This window comes from Geobacillus sp. FSL W8-0026 (assembly GCF_037966255.1).
GTDB lineage: Bacteria > Bacillota > Bacilli > Bacillales > Anoxybacillaceae > Geobacillus > Geobacillus icigianus.
In genome coordinates this window covers 1,081,855-1,098,476 of sequence record NZ_CP150194.1, presented here as the reverse complement: position 1 = coordinate 1,098,476, position 16,622 = coordinate 1,081,855, and the positions used below count along the sequence as shown (strand labels likewise).

Genomic DNA, 16,622 nt, shown 5'->3' with positions numbered 1-16,622 from the left:
GTTTTTGCATCTCTCGCCCTTTTTTCCGACAAAAAAGCGGCCGCCTTTAGGCAGCCGCTTCGGATCATTCCTCTTCATCTTCTTGTTCAGCACAAAACGTGTTCCACACTTCTTCGATCATATCCCACTCTTCTTCCGTTTCAATCGGAAGCAGTTCCCCTTCTTGATTTTCGTCAGCAGGGATAAACGCCGACACGTGCACTTCCGTTTCGCCGTTTTCATCTTCCGCTTCCTTGCTGACCGGATAGTAAAACACGTACGATTTCCCGAAATCGTCGGATTCAAACGTAAACAAAATTTCACAGAGCTGTTCGTTGCCTTGTTCGTCGACAACGGTAATATGGCGGTCTCCATGTTCCATTGTGATTGGCCTCCCCTTCATCGTTTCCTATCCAAGTACGATTGCAAAATGACAGCCGCCGCCATTTTGTCGATCACTTTCCGCCGTTTTTTCCGGCTCACATCGGCAGCGATCAGCATCCGTTCGGCGGCCATCGTCGACAGCCGTTCGTCCCAAAGCACGACCGGCAAAGAAAACTCCTCGCGCAGCTTGGCGGCGAACCGCTCGCTCGCTTCGGCGCGCGGTCCGAGCGTGCCGTTCATGTTTTTCGGCCAGCCGACAACGATCGCATCGACGCCATATTCGGCGATGATGGCGCGCAGCCGCTTTAAGCCGTAGTCGCCGCGCTCTTCGTCGATGGCGATCGTCTCCAAGGCTTGAGCCGTCCAGCCAAGCTCGTCGCTGATCGCCACGCCGAGCGTTTTCGTGCCGAGATCCAATCCTAACGTTCGCATCGGTCAGTCCTTTCGTTGCCCCTGTAAATAGAATTTCACCAATTCCTCGATTAATTCGTCGCGCTCGATTTTGCGGATGAGGGCGCGCGCGTCGTTATGGCGCGGGATGTAAGCCGGATCGCCGGACAACAAGTAGCCGACAATTTGGTTGATCGGGTTGTAGCCTTTTTCTTGCAAAGCCTCATACACCGTCAGCAGCACTTCGCGAACGTTCGTTTCAGCCGGCTCTTCCGGAAAATGAAACTGCATCGTTTGATCAAACGAGCTCACCGTCTCCACCTCGCTCTTGATTCGGGCCATTCCTCCATCTTACATCCATTGTACACGATCCGCGCCATTTAGGAAATGGATTTGACCCACGTTTCGACGTAATCAAGCGCTGCCCCGACTTTGTCCGCGTCCTTTCCTCCGGCCTGCGCCATATCCGGGCGTCCGCCACCCCCGCCGCCGCAGCGGGAAGCCACTTCTTTGACGAGCTTGCCGGCGTGATATCCTTTTTTCACTAAGTCATCGGTCACCGCAGCGATCAATTGGACTTTGCCGCCTTGCACCGCCGCCAACACGATGATTGCCGTGCCGAGTTTTTGCTTCAAATCGTCGGCCATCGCCCGCAATTGGTTCATGTCGTTCGCCTGCACTTTCGCCGCCAGCACCGGCACGCCGCCGACGTCTTTGACTTGGCGGGCGAGGTGCTCCGCTTCCATACGGGCAAGGCGAGCGGCAAGCGATTCGTTTTCGCGCTCGAGCTCTTTCAGTTCGGCAAACAGTCCGTCAAGACGGGCATTCAATTCTTTCGGGCTTGTTTTCAATTTTTGCGCCGCCTCTTGCAAAATGGCGAGCTGTTCGTTCATCAAACGGTACGCCGCCTCTCCGGTCACCGCTTCAATCCGGCGCGTGCCGGCGCCGATGCCGGATTCAGAGACGATTTTAAACAGCCCGATGGCCGCTGTATTCGGCACATGGCAGCCGCCGCACAGCTCGAGGCTGTAGTCGCCGACCTTGACGACGCGGACAATGTCGCCGTATTTTTCGCCAAACAGCGCCATCGCGCCCATCGCTTTCGCTTCCTCAAGCGGTTTATAGAAAATGTCAACTGGGGTACTCTTCCAAATTTGTTCATTGACGATCGCCTCGATGCGCTCGAGCTCGTCCGGCTTCACTTGGCCAAAATGGGTGAAGTCAAAGCGCAGCCGATCCGGAGCGACGAGCGACCCCGCTTGGTTGACATGGCGGCCGAGCACGTCTTTGAGCGCCTGATGGAGCAAATGGGTCGCCGTATGGTTTTTCACGATGCGCGCCCGCTTCGCCTCATCAACGCGCGCCGTATAGCGGGCTCCTTTTTTTACCGCGCCGCGCTCGACGACAATCGAGTGAAGGTGCTGGCCGTTCGGCGCTTTTTGCACATCTTTGACGACCGCTCTCCCGGTCTCGCTTTCAAATACGCCTTGGTCGGCGACTTGACCGCCGCTTTCGGCGTAAAACGGCGTCACATCGACGATGATCTGCGCCTCTTCACCGGCTTTCACTTTCTCGACAAGCCGTCCGTCTTTAACGATGGCGAGGACCGTCGACGAGGCAACAAGCTCATCGTAGCCGACAAACCGGCTTTCGTCTTTCAAATCGCCGAGCACGCCGCCTTGCACTTGCATCGAATCGACGTCTTGGCGAGCGGCGCGGGCCCGTTCGCGCTGGCGCTCCATCTCGCGCTCAAAACCGGCGTGATCGACCGTCATGCCTGCCTCGGCGGCGTACTCTTCCGTCAGCTCGAGCGGGAAGCCGTACGTATCATACAAGCGAAACGCCTCTTCCCCCGGAAGGACGGTGCTTCCTTGCGCTTTCGCCTTTTCGATCACTTCCGCCAAGATGGCGAGCCCCTCATGAAGCGTTTCGTGGAACCGCTCTTCTTCCGTGCGGATGACGCGAGCGATAAAATCGGCTTTTTCTTTCACTTCCGGATAGTAGTCGTGCATAATTTCGCCGACAACCGGCACGAGCTCGTACATAAACGGGCGGTCAATGCCGATTTGTTTCGCGTAGCGCACCGCGCGGCGGAGCAAGCGGCGCAATACATAGCCGCGCCCTTCGTTCGACGGCAGCGCCCCGTCGCCAATCGCAAACGTCACGGCGCGAATATGGTCGGCGATCACCTTAAAGGCGACGTCTTTGTCCGGATCGTCGCCATACCGCTCGCCGGCGATTCGTTCGGTAGCGCGGATGATCGGCAAGAACAAGTCGGTTTCAAAGTTCGTCGGCACGTCCTGCAAAATCGAGCACATCCGCTCCAACCCCATGCCGGTATCGATGTTTTTCTTCGGCAGCGGCGTGTACGTGCCGTCCGGGTTATGGTTGAACTGGGAAAACACTAAGTTCCATACTTCCAAATAGCGGTCGTTTTCCCCGCCCGGGTACAGCTCCGGATCGTTCGGATCGTTGCCGAACGCCTCGCCGCGGTCGTAAAAAATTTCCGTGTTCGGACCGCTCGGGCCTTCGCCGATGTCCCAGAAGTTTCCTTCGAGACGGATGATCCGTTCTTCCGGCAGTCCGATTTCGTTATGCCAAATGTTGTACGCTTCCTCGTCCTCCGGATGGACGGTGACGGACAGCCGTTCCGGATCAAAGCCAATCCACTTTTCGCTCGTTAAAAACTCCCACGCCCAGTGGATCGCTTCCCGCTTGAAGTAATCACCGATCGAAAAGTTGCCGAGCATTTCAAAAAACGTATGGTGGCGCGCCGTTTTCCCGACGTTTTCGATGTCGTTGGTGCGGATCGATTTTTGCGCATTGCAAATGCGCGGGTTGTCCGGGATGATGCGGCCGTCAAAGTATTTTTTCAGCGTCGCGACGCCGCTGTTGATCCATAACAGCGATGGGTCGTCGACCGGAATAAGCGAGGCGCTCGGTTCAACCGCGTGGCCTTTTTCTTGGAAAAACTGCAAAAACATGCGCCGCACTTCGGCAGATGTCAGCTTTTTCATGATGATCCTCCCCTTTCGCCTTTTTATATAAAAAAACTCCCATCCCCTGCAGGGACGAGAGTTGTGCTCGCGGTACCACCCTGTTTATGGGCGAAAAACGCCCATCACCTCTTTGGCCGTAACGCAGCCTTGCGTCAGGTTTTGCCTGCGCTCCGGATTAGCCTTCTGTTGCCCTTCATCTGGAATTTCTTTCAGCCGCGGAAATTCCTCTCTGTGCGCGAGCCCGCGCGTTAAGATGGACTGCAACATACTCGATCCGTCATCGCGTTATGTATTCGCTTTTACATTGAAAAATTATAGACAAGCACCGCTCGTTTGTCAATGCAAGGCATAGCGCTCCTTCCAGTGGACGATGGCCACTTTCAGCACCGCCGCCGTCGGAACGGCGAGGATGAGGCCGAGCACGCCGGCGAGCTCACCGCCGGCAAACAGCGCGAGCATAATGACAAGCGGATGCATGTGCACGCTTTTGCCGACGATCAGCGGCGACAACACGTTGCCTTCTAAAAACTGCAAAGCGAAAATGATGACCAGCACCACCAAGACCATTTTGAGCGATACGGTCGCCGCTAAAATGGCGGCCGGAATGGCGCCGATCAGCGGCCCGAAATACGGGATGATATTCGTCATCCCGATGATGAGCCCAAGCAAAAGCGGATAGTCCATGCCGGCAAGCCACAATCCGAGCGCCGCGGCCGAACCGATCGCCGCGCAGACAAAGAGCTGGCCGCGGATGTAACCGCCGAGCGACTCGTCAACGTCTTGTAAAAACGCCAGCCCCGGTTCGCGCCACCGCTTTGGCGTCAAATACCAAACGGCTTTTTTCAGCACCTCAACGTCCTTGAGCATGTAAAACACAATAAACGGGATCAGCACGAACGTCGCCGCCGAGCTGATCAGCGATTTCATGGCGCGAATCGCCATCTCGACCGCCGAGGCGGCCGCCCGCTCCAGCTCAGCGAGCATCGTTTCCACCCGCGTATGCACTTCCATCGGCCATGTCGATGTTTCATCGTGAATGTGGCGCACCCATTGGCGATATGTATTCATCAGCGAGGGCAGCTGTTCGTCCAACGCGCGCAGCTGGGCGATCAAAACCGGAATGCCGCGGTACAAGCCGTAGCCGACCGAGCCAAAAAACAGCAAATAAATGAGCAAAATGGCAAGCGCCCGCGGCACCCCTTTGCCATGAAGATATTCAACGAGCGGGTGCAGCAAATACGTGATAAACGCCGCCAGCAAAAACGGCGTCAACACCGTGGCGACAAAATCGATCACCGGCCACCAAACGCTTTTCATCCGGACGATTAAATAGACGATCGCCGTCACCAACAGCCATTTGCCGATGCGGAAGAACGACTGCCATTGTTGCTCCCCCATCACCACACCTCCTACCGTTTAGTGTAGGGGATGCGGGCGGGAATATGCCTTTAGCGCTTTGGCACTATTTGACAATCACAAAGCACCGCCCCCGCGCAAGGCGAGGGCGGCAACGCCGTCAGCGGATCGCCTGCATCAAGCGGCGGCGCATTTTTCGCATCGTGCGCCCGTTCATCCAGTTGTTGCGCTGGGCCAACTGATACGCGGCGACACCCAACCCGACAGCCAACAGCGATGTCATCGTCCGGTTCATGACTGTCCCCCCTAAAGTTGAATCGTGCGCTCATAATCGTCGAACAAATCATCAAGAGAGCTTAACGTCCCGTCCTCCTCCACTTGATGGACATGGATGACTCCTTTCGAGACGGAAAGCTCGATGAAACAATCCCAGCAATAATATTGGTTGACGCCGATTTTTCCTAAATTTTTCCGTTTGCAGTTCGGGCAAATGAGCACCGACAGCCACTCTCCTTACTTTGTTGTGTCCACCATCACAACCCCTTCTTTCGCCGTGAACGGGGCAAGCGGCATTCGCTTCTTTCCTTCTGTCAAATCGGAAAAAAATCCCTCACTGATCTCGTATCCATCAATTCTGCCCCATTGCCCGTCGAAATATACGTCATCTAACAATCCGATCGTCGTCCCGTCGGCGGCGACAACCATGTTGCCGGCGATGCCTCGTTCACCGTAAAGAGAGTGGCCGCTGTCAGAGGAAGGCAAGGGCTGGAAACTTCGCGCGTCGTCGATGAGCATTCGATCGTTTTGCAGCGCTCGCACGGCCGCAAGCGGCAAATAGCGGCGGCGGCCAAACAAGCCGCGCTGTTCGGCAACAAACCCTTGCACCGTGCCGTGGCTGGTAAACCAAACATCCGCGATCGTTCCGACGTTTTTCCCTGTCGCTTGTTCGTAAATGGGAAGACCTTTCATGTCGGAAAACGTTCGCATCGCTCTCCCACCTTTCCAGCCACCTTTAGCTTGACTCATCGCTCATAAAGTCATACGGCGTAACGTTTTCCATTCCGACGTTCGCATCCTCAAGCGGCAGTTCGACCTCGACAACCGGCGCCATCGCCGCCGTCAGTTTTTCCGCCAGCGCCGTCCGCCGCGCCCCGTCGCTCTGCTTGGCGACGCCGGCCCGAAACGCTTCCTCTTCGCCGCATAAAATCAAAAATTGTTTGCTTCTCGTCACCGCCGTATACAGCAAGTTCCGCTTCAACATCCGATAGTAGCTTTTCACGACGGGCAAAATGACGATAGGGAATTCGCTTCCTTGCGCTTTATGCACAGAGCAGCAGTACGCATGGGTGATTTGCGACAGCTCTTGCCGGGTGTAGGTCACTTCCACGCCGTCAAACGAGACAACGAGCAAGTCTTGCTTGTCGGTGTTCTCTTTCGCGTAAAAAATGGCAACGACTTCGCCGATATCGCCGTTAAACACGTTGTCTTCCGGCTGATTGACGAGCTGAAGCACCTTGTCGCCGACGCGGTACACCACCTCGCCGGCCGCCAGTTCCCGCTTCCCGGCGGATGGCGGATTGAAGAGCTCTTGAAGCGCTTTGTTGAGCCGATCAATGCCGGCCGGGCCTCGGTACATCGGGGCGAGCACTTGAATATCTTTGACCGAAAAGCCTTTTTTTCGCGCATTGTCCGCGATTTGCCGGACGACATCCACGACTTGGCCGGCGCGGCAGCGAATGAACGAGCGATCCGCCTTTGGCGCAGTCAAATCGGGCGGCACGGCGCCGCGCTTTACCTCATGAGCGAGCTCGATGATCGACGATCCTTCCGCCTGACGGTACACATCTGTCAGCCGCACCGAAGGAACGACGCCGGACTCGAGCAAATCTTTCAGCACTTGGCCGGGCCCGACGGATGGCAGCTGGTCTTCATCGCCGACCAGCACGACTTGCATGCCGTTTGGCACCGCTTTGAACAGCTGATTAGCCAGCCATGTGTCGACCATCGACATTTCATCGATGACAAGCAGCTTGCCGGCAAGCGGTTCATGTTCATCGCGGCTGAACCCTTCCACTCCGTTCCAACCGAGCAGCCGATGAATCGTCGCCGCCGGCAGGCCAGTCGCCTCGCTCATCCGCTTGGCCGCCCGTCCGGTCGGAGCGGCGAGCACGACCGGGAACGGCTCACCTTGCTGGTAGCGGGCCGGATCTAACGATAAGCCGTTAAGAGCGGCGAACAGCTCGACAATCCCTTTGATGACCGTTGTTTTTCCCGTGCCCGGACCGCCGGTTAAAATGAACAACGGGGAGGAAAGCGCCCGCTGAATCGCCTCTTTTTGCTGGGGCGCGTACTGCATGCCAAGCCGCTCTTCAAGCGCCCCGAGCGCCAGCAAAAACTCCGATTCCGCAAACGGCACCGCCGTTTGCCGGAGCAGCCGCTTGACGTTGGAAACGATGCCTTTTTCGGCAAAGTAAAGCGACGGGAGATAACAACGGCCTTGCTCAACGACCAGTTTTCCTTCTTCACTCAACATCAGCAGCGTCCGTTGAATGGCTTGTCCGTCGACCGCCCCGCTCGGCCGGCCATCCAGCAGTTCAGCAATGCGGCCGACCAGCTCTTCCTCGGCCATGTACACATGCCCTTCCTGCAGGCAAACTTGCTCGAGGACAAACAAGGAAGCGGCGCGCAGCCGAGCCGGGTGGCTTCCGGAAATGCCGAGCTGCCGCCCAAGCTCATCGGCGCGACCGAACCCGATCCCCTCAATGTCTTCGACGAGCTGGTACGGATTGGCTTGGATGATTTCGATCGCTTCCTCGCCGTACGCTTGGTAAATTTTCATGGCCAGCTGGGGGCCGAAGCCGAGCTGAGCGAGGGTGATCATCGTCTGCTCAAGCCCTTCGTGGGCGCGGAGCGTTTCATACAGCTGCTTGGCCTTTTGTTTGGACAGTTTCGGAATGCGCTCGAGCGCCGCTGGATCGCGCAAAATCACGGCAATCGCCTGCTCGCCGAGCGCTTCGGCGATGGCCGCAGCCGTTTTTTTGCCGATCCCTTTAAACAAACCGCTTGATAAATACTGAATGATTCCTTCTTTCGTGTTGGGAAGCTGTTTGCGGAACTGGCTCGCCGCATACTGGCGGCCAAAGCGCGGATGATGGCGGAATTGACCATAAAACACATAAACGTCTCCCTCGCTGATCCGCGGGAAATGGCCGGTGACGATCACTTCCTCTTCAACCGGCGCTTCGTTCGTTTCCTCAACGCGAATGCGGACAACGGTGTAAAGCGTTTCTTCGTTATGGAAAATGACGGATATGCACGTTCCTTTAATAAAGGTGCACCCCTCAATGGCCAGCGTTTGCTGCTCTTGCAACAGCGATCCCCTGCCTTTACGGCGAAAGCCGCTTTTCCATCATTTTCTTTCCATACCCCGCCAGCACGTGGTCTGGCTTCGCCTCCAACGCGGCGGCGAACCAATCGCGGGCGGCAGCCGGCTCGTCCTTGTTCGCATAAATGACCCCTAAATTGTAGCAGGCGTCGGCATGGTGCGGCTTTAGCGCCAACGTTTTTTCAAAGCAACGCTTCGCCTCGTCAACATAGTCGAGCGCCGCCAAACAAAGGCCGAGCTGAAAGAACGCTTCGGCATCCCCTTCGTTCAATTCGGCGGCCCGCTGCAAATACGGAAGAGCGAGCCGCGGCATCTCGAGCCGCCATAGCGACATGCCGAGCATAAAATGCGTGTCGGCGTCATCGAGCCCCAGCCCGAGGGCCCGTTCAAACATGTCTTTCGCCTCGGCAAACCGCCCGCGCTGATAGTGGAGCGTGCCGATGCCATAGTAAGCGGCCGCGGCCCGTTCATCGCGACAAAGCGCCTGCTGGAAGAAAGCGAGCGCTTTCTCCTCTTCGCCGGCGGCGGCCAGCACGGTGCCGACGTTGATGTAGCCGGTCGGGTCGTCCGGGCGATCGTCCACCGCTTTGGAAAAGCAGCGGAGCGCTTCTTCGTACTCCCCGGCGCGCAAATGCGCAAGCCCTTGTTCATTCCAATCCGCCACCGCTCATCCCTCCTGACTATAGTTTAGCACATACGTTCGTTTTTTTCGAGCAATTGCAAAAACACCCCAACCCCAAGCCGGGTTAGGGCTTTCACCGCCGGTGCGGCAGCTTAGCGGTCAGCCGACATACCAAAGCTTTTCACCGTTGCGGAACACTTCATCGATCGTGCCGCCGCCAAGGCACTCCTCGCCGTTGTAGAACACGACCGCCTGCCCCGGCGTCACCGCCCGCGCCGGCGCATCAAACACGACTTCCGCCTTGCCGTCTGAAAGCGGGTGAACCGTCACGCCGACATCGGGCTGACGATAGCGGAACTTCGCCGTGCAGCGGAACGGCGCTTCCGGCTTGCGGTCAGACACCCAGTTGACATCGACCGCTTTTAGCGAGGTCGAATACAAATAGTCGTTTTCAAATCCTTGGGCGACATACAGCACGTTTTCGCGCACATTTTTGCCGACGACAAACCACGGTTCGCCGCTGCCGCCAATACCAAGGCCGTGGCGCTGGCCGATCGTGTAATACATCACCCCGTCATGCCGCCCTTTCACTTCGCCGTCGAGCGTTTTCATCACTCCCGGCTGGGCCGGCAAATAATGGCTCAAAAATTCTTTGAAATCACGTTCGCCGATAAAACAAATGCCGGTGCTGTCTTTTTTCCCAGCGGTAGCCAGCCCGGCTTCTTTCGCGATCCGGCGCACGTCCGCTTTGTGCAAGTGGCCGATCGGAAACATCACGTTTGACAGTTGGGCTTGGCCGAGCTGGTTCAAAAAATACGTTTGGTCTTTGTTCGGGTCAGCTCCACGGAGCATTTTATATTCGCCATCGCGAAACTCGACGCGGGCGTAATGGCCGGTGGCGACGTAATCGGCGCCGATCGACATGGCGTGTTCCAAAAACGCTTTGAATTTAATCTCCTTATTGCACATCACATCCGGGTTCGGGGTGCGCCCCGCTTTGTATTCGTTCAAAAAATACGTAAACACTTTGTCCCAATATTGCTTTTCAAAGTTGACTGCATAGTACGGGATGCCGATTTGGTTGCAGACGCGCACAACGTCTTCGTAATCCTCAGTCGCCGTGCAAACGCCGTTTTCATCGGTGTCATCCCAGTTTTTCATAAAAATGCCGATCACATCATATCCTTGTTCTTTTAATAATAGCGCGGCGACTGACGAGTCGACCCCGCCGGACATGCCGACGACAACGCGCGTTTCATGCGGCGCTTTGTTCATGCGCTTCACCCCCTCTTCAGCGTTTTGTGAGCCGCTTCACAATTTTCACCGTTTCTTCCGCCGCCCGCTCAATTTGCTCCGTTGTATTGCCGAGTCCGAAGCTAAAACGCACGGACGAGCGGATGCGCTCCGACTCGTTTCCGCACATGGCAACAAGCACGTGGGACGGATCGATCGACCCCGCCGTGCACGCTGACCCGCTGGACGCGGCGATGCCCGCCAAATCCAAATTGACGAGCAGCGATTCGACGTTCGTTCCCGGGAAAGCAACATTGAAAATATGCGGCAGGCCGTCTTCGCTGCCGTTGACGATGAAATCAAGGCCGGAGGAACGAAAAATCGTCAACATCGCTTCGCGCCAAGCCGCGTATTGCTTCCGCTTCTCTTCCCTCGTCCGCTCGGCGATTTCCACCGCCCGTGCCAAGCCGATAATGCCCGGGACGTTCTCTGTGCCGGCGCGCCGTTTCCGCTCCTGCTCGCCGCCGAAAAGAAGCGGTGTGATGCGGACCGTCCCGCGAACATACAAGGCGCCGCTGCCTTTCGGACCGTTGATTTTATGGCTCGAAAGCGACAACAAATCGATGCCGTACTCATTCACATCGATCGGGATCAGCCCGTACGCCTGCACGGCATCGGTATGAAAATACGCCGGGTGGTCGCGAAGCAGGGCGCCGATTTCACGGATCGGCTGAATCGTGCCGACTTCGTTGTTGGCGAACATGATCGAAACGAGAATCGTGTCATCACGGAGCGCGGCTTTCACGTCCTCGACCGACACGCGCCCGTGTTCATCGACCGGCAAGTACGTCACATCGAATCCTTGCTTTTGTAAATGTTCGCAAGCGCGCAAAACAGCGTGATGCTCAATAGCGGTCGTAATGAGATGGCGGCCTCGCTCACGGTTGGCCATCGCCGTTCCGATGAGCGCAAAGTTATCCGCTTCCGTCCCGCCGCTTGTAAACACGATTTCCGTCTCTTTCGCCCCGAGGCTGCGGGCGATGGCTGATCTCGCTTCGTCCAACGCCCGGCGGCTCTGCCGGCCAAAATAATGGATGCTTGACGGATTGCCGAACTGTTCGGTCATCGACTGAATCATGCCAGCCGCCACATCTGGATGAATGGGAGACGTCGCGGCATGATCCAAGTAAATCCGTTCCAACGGTCATTCTCCTTTCTTGTCGCCCGAACCTCTTCCGCCCACAGCGGCCGTCCCTTGCCCGAGCGGATTCCGCCCGTTGGGGGAACCGCCCGCTGCGGCAAACGGCGAGGCTTGGCCATGAAGGTGTAAATAGTAAAAACACGTCCATGTCATCCGCTCGTGGTTGATGACATGCGACCGCTTGATCAATGGTTAAATATAAAACATGTATGCCCCTTCATCCCCATCGCTATACTCCGCTAAATCTTCAAGCGTCGTGCTGTCGAGCACTTCCTCGACCGCATCGCGGATGCGGATCCACAGCTCGCGCTTCGCCGGCTCCTCCTCTTCGAGTTCCTCGACCGGGGTGAGCGGGCCCTCAAGCACGCGCAAAATATCACCGGCCGTAATTTTGGCCGGATGCTCGGCCAATACGTAACCGCCGTACGCCCCGCGGATGCTTTTGACAAGCCCGGCGTTGCGCAACGGCGTCACTAGTTGCTCCAAGTAGTGCTCGGACAAATTGTTCGCCTTGGCGATCGAGCGGAGCGAAATCGGACGGTCGCCGTACTTTTTCGCCAGTTCAATCATAATCGTCAATCCGTAACGGCCTTTGGTTGAAATCTTCATCATATCCCCCCTAACGACTTAACCCTTGCGCCCGAACGTTGGCGGCTCCCAACAAGCGGTCGGCCATTTTCCGGCATTGCGGCAGCGCCAAACCGGCGACCGAACCGATTGTGACGCAAAAAAGAAACGTGCCAAACGACACCGGACCGCCAAGCAGCCAGCCGACAAGCAACACGAGCGCTTCCATCATCACGCGAATGTATGCCACGTTCCATCCGGTCAACTCGGTCAAGGCGAGCATCAAACTGTCGCGCGGACCGGCGCCGACGTCGGCGGAAATATATAGCCCCATGCCGTAGCCGGACACGACGATGCCGACTAGCAGCATCGCATATTGTTCAAGCAGTTGTGGCGGCGTTTTCAGCGGTGGGATCATCATCCACACGTCAATCAAAACGCCGACAGTGATCATATTGAGGAAGGCGCCAAGCTGCGGTCTCCGCTTGACAAGCAGCGCCGAAGCCGCAAGCACCACCATCCCAACGATGATCGACCACGTCCCGACCGTCAGGCCAAATGTTCGCTCTAAACCAATATGAAGGACATCCCATGGCGCACAGCCAACATCGGCTTTCATCGTCAGCACAATGCCGAATGACATGACGAGCAAACCGGCAAAATAAATGCTCCATCGCAGCCATGGGACCGAAGGATGGACCATCGCACATGCGCCTCCCTATCCAGTCAATCGCCGGTGTTATTATACCATAAATGACGCGCTCCGTTCACGGCCCAATCGCGCTTTCCCGCTTCAATTGCTCCAGTCGCCGGTACACTTTCGCATAATGTTTCTCGTCGCCGTGCTCTTTCGGCTCATAATAGCGGACGCCGGCAAGCGTTGCCGGCAAATACGATTGCGCCACCCAACCGTTCGGGTAATCATGCGGATATAAATAGCCTTGGCCATGTCCGAGCACGGCTGCCCCTTGATAATGGGCGTCTTTTAAATGGTCGGGAATCTCGCCAACCTTTCCGGCGCGCACGTCGGCGAGCGCCGCGTCCAACGCCTTGTAGGCGCTGTTGGATTTCGGGCTTAGGCAAAGCTCGATCGTCACGGTCGCGAGCGGAATGCGCGCCTCCGGCAGTCCGATCCGCTCCGCCGCCGCCACAGCTGCCTGCACTTTCACCCCCATCAACGGGTTCGCAAGCCCGATGTCTTCATAGGCGATGACGAGCAGCCGGCGACAGACCGCGGCCAAATCCCCGCCTTCGAGCAGGCGCGCTAAATAATGGAGAGCAGCGTCCACATCGCTGCCGCGCACGCTTTTTTGGAATGCCGACAACAGCGAATAGTAATGGTCGCCGTATTTGTCATGAGTGAAGCCGCGATTGGCCGTGCACGAAGCAACGATCGCCTCATCCACATACAAACCGTCATCGCGTTCATCGGCCGCCGCCACGGCCGCTTCAAGAAGCGAAAGCGCCGCGCGCGCATCGCCGCCCGCGGCTTCCGCAATTCGCCATAACAGCGCCTCATCGATCTTGACGGGCTGCGCTCCGAGCCCGCGCACCGAATCGGTAAGCGCCCGCTTTAAAACGATAAGCAAGTCGGCCGGCTCAAGCCGCTTTAATCGCTGAATTTGTCCGCACCGGCTACGGATCGCCGGATTCACCTCGTGAAACGGGTTTTCGGTCGTCGCCCCGATTAACGTGATCAGCCCGGATTCAAGGTGTGGAAGCAGCACATCCTGCTGCGCCTTGTTCAAACGGTGAATTTCATCGATAAACAAAACGACATTGCCGGACCAGCGCGCCGCTTCGGCCGCCTCTTCAATCTCCTTTTTCCCGGCTGAGGTCGCGTTGATGGCGACCAGCTCCCGCCCAGCCGTGCGAGCGATGGCGTAGGCGAGCGAGGTTTTTCCCGTCCCGGGTTCCCCATACAACAATAGCGAAGGAACATATCCTTTTTTTACCATTTTGTACAACGGCGTCTCCGGCCCAATCACATGCGCTTGTCCGACGATGTCGTCGATCGTGCGCGGTCGCATCCGCAGCGCGAGTGGCTCTGACCTGTTCCGCATGTCGTTCCCCTCCTCGTTTCATTGTACAGCGCCGGTCCACCCGAATACAACCGTGCGGTGTCAAAAGGCGGACCGCTACGGTTCAAACTAAGTTTTGATTGAGTGCTGACCTTGATTGATTGATTGAGGTCGAAAGGCGGAACCGCTAGTTTCTCTTTTGTTTGGCATCGCCCATTGTCCCCGTGCCAAAGGGAGAAGTTTAAAGTGAAACAAGAACGGAAAAACTAGGATCATATCAACATTACATTTGTGGGGTGGACAGCATGAAAACGAGACAAGATGCATGGTCGCATGAAGAAGACGTGCTATTGGCCGAAACGGTGCTTCAATACATACGGGAGGGAAAAACACAACTCGCGGCCTTTGCAGACGTCGGAAAAAAGTTGCACCGAACTGCGGCGGCATGCGGCTTCCGCTGGAATGCCGAGGTGCGGAAACGACATCTCGAGGCCATCGAACAGGCGAAGAAGCAACGAAAAGAGCGAAAACGGGCGTTGGAAATGATGAAAAAATGGCAGAAGGAACAAGATCCGTTCCCGTTTCCTTCCGCAGGCAGCAGCCAAGAGGCGGAAGGGTCATCCCCCTTTCTCCCGGCTGCCCCTCTGACGCTCGATCAGTGCATTTCTTTTTTGCAGGCGCTGCGACACGATGCCAAACAGCTTGAAACGGCGGAGCAGGAAAACGAACGGCTGAAGCGGGAGCACGCCGAATGGCGGGCGCGCAATGAGCAGCTGGCGCAAAAAATTGAACGCCTTGAAGCACGACAAACGACGGTTCAAGAAGATTACGAGGCGCTTGTCAAAATTATGGCCCGCGCTCGCCAACTCGCCGCCGAAGAAGGCGATCGCCTTCCGTTCGCGCAATGGCTTTTGGCCGAAGCGAGAGAACAAAACGAACGAGCCGCCCATTCGTAACTAGCCAAAGAGGGTGTCCCAAAAGGATCGGGACACCCTCTTTCATCGCTATATAAGCCCCAACTGCTTCTGCCGCACGATCGGTTGTGCCGATCTTAAAGGCAGACGACCTTTTGTCTTATCGCTATATAAGCACTAACCGTTTTCCCGCCACACGATAGGCTCTGTCTTTCTTGAGGGGAGATCGCCTTTTCGGTCAGCTCTTTTTTCGTCGCAATATAGACGGGTGTACCGGTCATCGACATGGCAAAGCGAGCAAACGCCGTGTTTGTTCGTTTCCCGCTTCCGCGACACCATCCTAGCTTGACGACAGGCGACCGGCTTCCTACCGGCGAGCCTCGCTCGCTTGGTCCAGCGACCGGCTCGTCACTCACCGACGCGGGCAATCGGAATTTCCTTCAACAATTCCTGAATGACATATGATGCCATGATGAGCCCGGCAACGGACGGCACAAAAGCGTTCGATGACGGCGGCATTTTCGCCTTGCGGATCGGTGAAGCGTCATTGCCGACAACTTGGCGGATATCTTCGCGGATTTTCACCGGCTTCTCGTCAGAAAAGACGACCGGAATGCCGCGGCGAATCCCTTCTTTGCGCAGTTTGGCGCGGATGACTTTCGCGATCGGATCGGTGTGTGTCTTGGAAATATCGGCGATGCGAAAGCGGGTCGGATCCATTTTGTTCGCCGCCCCCATGCTGGAGATGATCGGAATGCCGCGCTTGAGGCATTGTTTCATCAAATGTACTTTATACACAATCGTGTCGGAGGCATCGATGACAAAATCGAGATCATAGGCAAAAAACTGCTCATACGTCTCTTCCGTATAAAACATTTGCAGCGCGATGACCTCGCACGCCGGGTTGATGTCGGCGATGCGCTCTTTCATCAGCTCGACTTTCGGACGGCCAATGGTCGAGAGCAACGCATGGATTTGCCGGTTGATGTTGGTGATATCGACGTTATCGCGATCAACAAGCACCAAGCGGCCGATTCCGGAACGGGCGAGCGCCTCGACGGCGAACGACCCGACGCCGCCGATGCCAAGGACGGCGACGGTGGCGTTTTTTAATTTTTCCAGCCCCTCAGGGCCAATGGCTAACTCATTGCGGGAAAATTGATGCAGCATCGTTCTCCTCTCCATGTGCGCAAAAATTGAGTGATACACCGTTTTTTATCGTACATGAAGCCCGCTTGTGTGGCAATGGGTCTTTTGCTGGCAAAACAAACGAGGCTGACCCGAGAGCCCGCCAAAAAGCGGACGTTTGAGTCAGCCCCACCATCGTGTTTATCGCTCTTCTGTACACTAGTCCCAATCGTGCCGTCGCTGCCTTCGTTTTGAACCCGCTCTCCCATAGGTGGGTGCCCTGTTCCAAGGTTTGCGCTTCCCCTGTGACGAAGGGGCGTGCACGCCGCTTGGAAACCCCGGACTCCCGGATATTGACTGTTCGGTCAAAACGATCGGTGATGCGACGAACACATTAGGACGGGTGGTTGATTGCTTATATTTTATCATATTTTTTTGTGTTT

At 56.5% G+C, this 16,622-nt stretch carries 17 protein-coding genes, 1 other RNA gene and 1 other annotated feature; of the genes, 1 reads left to right on the top strand and 17 read right to left on the bottom strand.

The window, feature by feature from the left end:
- Window positions 1–64: 64 nt before the first annotated feature.
- The 15 genes from NST29_RS05520 to NST29_RS05450 form a co-directional block, all read right to left on the bottom strand.
- Complete coding sequence (locus tag NST29_RS05520) at window positions 65–361, bottom strand: DUF1292 domain-containing protein (RefSeq protein WP_033018044.1); 297 nt, start codon at window positions 359–361, stop codon at window positions 65–67.
- Between the two features lie 17 nt (window positions 362–378).
- Window positions 379–795 (bottom strand): Holliday junction resolvase RuvX, encoded by a 417-nt coding sequence (gene ruvX, locus NST29_RS05515; protein WP_033018045.1) that lies wholly within the window; start codon window positions 793–795, stop codon window positions 379–381.
- Between the two features lie 3 nt (window positions 796–798).
- Window positions 799–1,065: an IreB family regulatory phosphoprotein gene (locus NST29_RS05510; RefSeq protein ID WP_033018096.1), complete on the bottom strand. Its 267-nt coding sequence runs from the start codon at window positions 1,063–1,065 to the stop codon at window positions 799–801.
- A 68-nt stretch (window positions 1,066–1,133) separates the two neighbouring features.
- Window positions 1,134–3,770 carry an alanine--tRNA ligase gene (alaS, locus tag NST29_RS05505; RefSeq protein WP_033018046.1) on the bottom strand — a complete coding sequence of 879 codons (2,637 nt, stop codon included), beginning with the start codon at window positions 3,768–3,770 and terminating at the stop codon, window positions 1,134–1,136.
- Between the two features lie 47 nt (window positions 3,771–3,817).
- Window positions 3,818–4,042, bottom strand: a binding site (T-box leader).
- A 46-nt stretch (window positions 4,043–4,088) separates the two neighbouring features.
- Window positions 4,089–5,150, bottom strand: a complete 1,062-nt coding sequence (locus NST29_RS05500) for an AI-2E family transporter (protein WP_033018048.1) — start codon at window positions 5,148–5,150, stop codon at window positions 4,089–4,091.
- Between the two features lie 118 nt (window positions 5,151–5,268).
- Complete coding sequence (locus tag NST29_RS05495; RefSeq protein WP_081897240.1) at window positions 5,269–5,403, bottom strand: YrzQ family protein; 135 nt, start codon at window positions 5,401–5,403, stop codon at window positions 5,269–5,271.
- 11 nt (window positions 5,404–5,414) lie between these two features.
- Window positions 5,415–5,606, bottom strand: a complete 192-nt coding sequence (locus tag NST29_RS05490; RefSeq protein ID WP_033018049.1) for a hypothetical protein — start codon at window positions 5,604–5,606, stop codon at window positions 5,415–5,417.
- A gap of 15 nt (window positions 5,607–5,621) precedes the next feature.
- Window positions 5,622–6,095, bottom strand: coding sequence for a PRC-barrel domain-containing protein (locus tag NST29_RS05485; protein WP_033018051.1), 474 nt, complete (start codon window positions 6,093–6,095; stop codon window positions 5,622–5,624).
- A gap of 25 nt (window positions 6,096–6,120) precedes the next feature.
- The gene (locus NST29_RS05480; protein WP_033018052.1) at window positions 6,121–8,478 is read right to left on the bottom strand and encodes an ATP-dependent RecD-like DNA helicase; all 2,358 of its coding nucleotides are present in this window, start codon (window positions 8,476–8,478) and stop codon (window positions 6,121–6,123) included.
- Between the two features lie 16 nt (window positions 8,479–8,494).
- The gene (locus NST29_RS05475) at window positions 8,495–9,157 is read right to left on the bottom strand and encodes a tetratricopeptide repeat protein (protein ID WP_033018053.1); all 663 of its coding nucleotides are present in this window, start codon (window positions 9,155–9,157) and stop codon (window positions 8,495–8,497) included.
- Window positions 9,158–9,274: 117 nt separating this feature from the next.
- Window positions 9,275–10,390 (bottom strand): tRNA 2-thiouridine(34) synthase MnmA, encoded by a 1,116-nt coding sequence (gene mnmA / locus NST29_RS05470; RefSeq protein WP_033018054.1) that lies wholly within the window; start codon window positions 10,388–10,390, stop codon window positions 9,275–9,277.
- Between the two features lie 16 nt (window positions 10,391–10,406).
- Window positions 10,407–11,549: a cysteine desulfurase family protein gene (locus NST29_RS05465; protein WP_033018055.1), complete on the bottom strand. Its 1,143-nt coding sequence runs from the start codon at window positions 11,547–11,549 to the stop codon at window positions 10,407–10,409.
- A gap of 192 nt (window positions 11,550–11,741) precedes the next feature.
- Window positions 11,742–12,158 (bottom strand): Rrf2 family transcriptional regulator, encoded by a 417-nt coding sequence (locus tag NST29_RS05460; RefSeq protein WP_033018058.1) that lies wholly within the window; start codon window positions 12,156–12,158, stop codon window positions 11,742–11,744.
- A gap of 10 nt (window positions 12,159–12,168) precedes the next feature.
- Window positions 12,169–12,819, bottom strand: a complete 651-nt coding sequence (locus NST29_RS05455) for a YitT family protein (RefSeq protein WP_033018059.1) — start codon at window positions 12,817–12,819, stop codon at window positions 12,169–12,171.
- Window positions 12,820–12,883: 64 nt separating this feature from the next.
- Complete coding sequence (locus NST29_RS05450; RefSeq protein WP_033018061.1) at window positions 12,884–14,179, bottom strand: replication-associated recombination protein A; 1,296 nt, start codon at window positions 14,177–14,179, stop codon at window positions 12,884–12,886.
- Window positions 14,180–14,442: 263 nt separating this feature from the next.
- On the opposite strand from NST29_RS05450, the gene NST29_RS05445 reads away from it, so the two are divergent.
- Window positions 14,443–15,093, top strand: a complete 651-nt coding sequence (locus NST29_RS05445) for an RsfA family transcriptional regulator (RefSeq protein ID WP_033018063.1) — start codon at window positions 14,443–14,445, stop codon at window positions 15,091–15,093.
- 366 nt (window positions 15,094–15,459) lie between these two features.
- Here the strand turns inward: NST29_RS05445 and NST29_RS05440 are convergent, their stop codons facing one another.
- Window positions 15,460–16,221: a tRNA threonylcarbamoyladenosine dehydratase gene (locus NST29_RS05440; RefSeq protein WP_033018064.1), complete on the bottom strand. Its 762-nt coding sequence runs from the start codon at window positions 16,219–16,221 to the stop codon at window positions 15,460–15,462.
- 176 nt (window positions 16,222–16,397) lie between these two features.
- A non-coding RNA gene (gene ssrS, locus NST29_RS05435) (6S RNA) lies at window positions 16,398–16,583 on the bottom strand.
- Window positions 16,584–16,622 lie beyond the last annotated feature (39 nt).

Coding starts and splice junctions, on each gene's coding strand:
- NST29_RS05520 (WP_033018044.1), bottom strand. CDS start 361: ATGGAACATGGAGACCGCCATATTACCGTTGTCGACGAACAAGGCAAC.
- ruvX (WP_033018045.1), bottom strand. CDS start 795: ATGCGAACGTTAGGATTGGATCTCGGCACGAAAACGCTCGGCGTGGCG.
- alaS (WP_033018046.1), bottom strand. CDS start 3,770: ATGAAAAAGCTGACATCTGCCGAAGTGCGGCGCATGTTTTTGCAGTTT.
- NST29_RS05500 (WP_033018048.1), bottom strand. CDS start 5,150: ATGGGGGAGCAACAATGGCAGTCGTTCTTCCGCATCGGCAAATGGCTG.
- NST29_RS05495 (WP_081897240.1), bottom strand. CDS start 5,403: ATGAACCGGACGATGACATCGCTGTTGGCTGTCGGGTTGGGTGTCGCC.
- NST29_RS05485 (WP_033018051.1), bottom strand. CDS start 6,095: ATGCGAACGTTTTCCGACATGAAAGGTCTTCCCATTTACGAACAAGCG.
- mnmA (WP_033018054.1), bottom strand. CDS start 10,390: ATGAACAAAGCGCCGCATGAAACGCGCGTTGTCGTCGGCATGTCCGGC.
- NST29_RS05460 (WP_033018058.1), bottom strand. CDS start 12,158: ATGAAGATTTCAACCAAAGGCCGTTACGGATTGACGATTATGATTGAA.
- NST29_RS05455 (WP_033018059.1), bottom strand. CDS start 12,819: ATGGTCCATCCTTCGGTCCCATGGCTGCGATGGAGCATTTATTTTGCC.
- NST29_RS05450 (WP_033018061.1), bottom strand. CDS start 14,179: ATGCGGAACAGGTCAGAGCCACTCGCGCTGCGGATGCGACCGCGCACG.
- NST29_RS05445 (WP_033018063.1), top strand. CDS start 14,443: ATGAAAACGAGACAAGATGCATGGTCGCATGAAGAAGACGTGCTATTG.
- NST29_RS05440 (WP_033018064.1), bottom strand. CDS start 16,221: ATGCTGCATCAATTTTCCCGCAATGAGTTAGCCATTGGCCCTGAGGGG.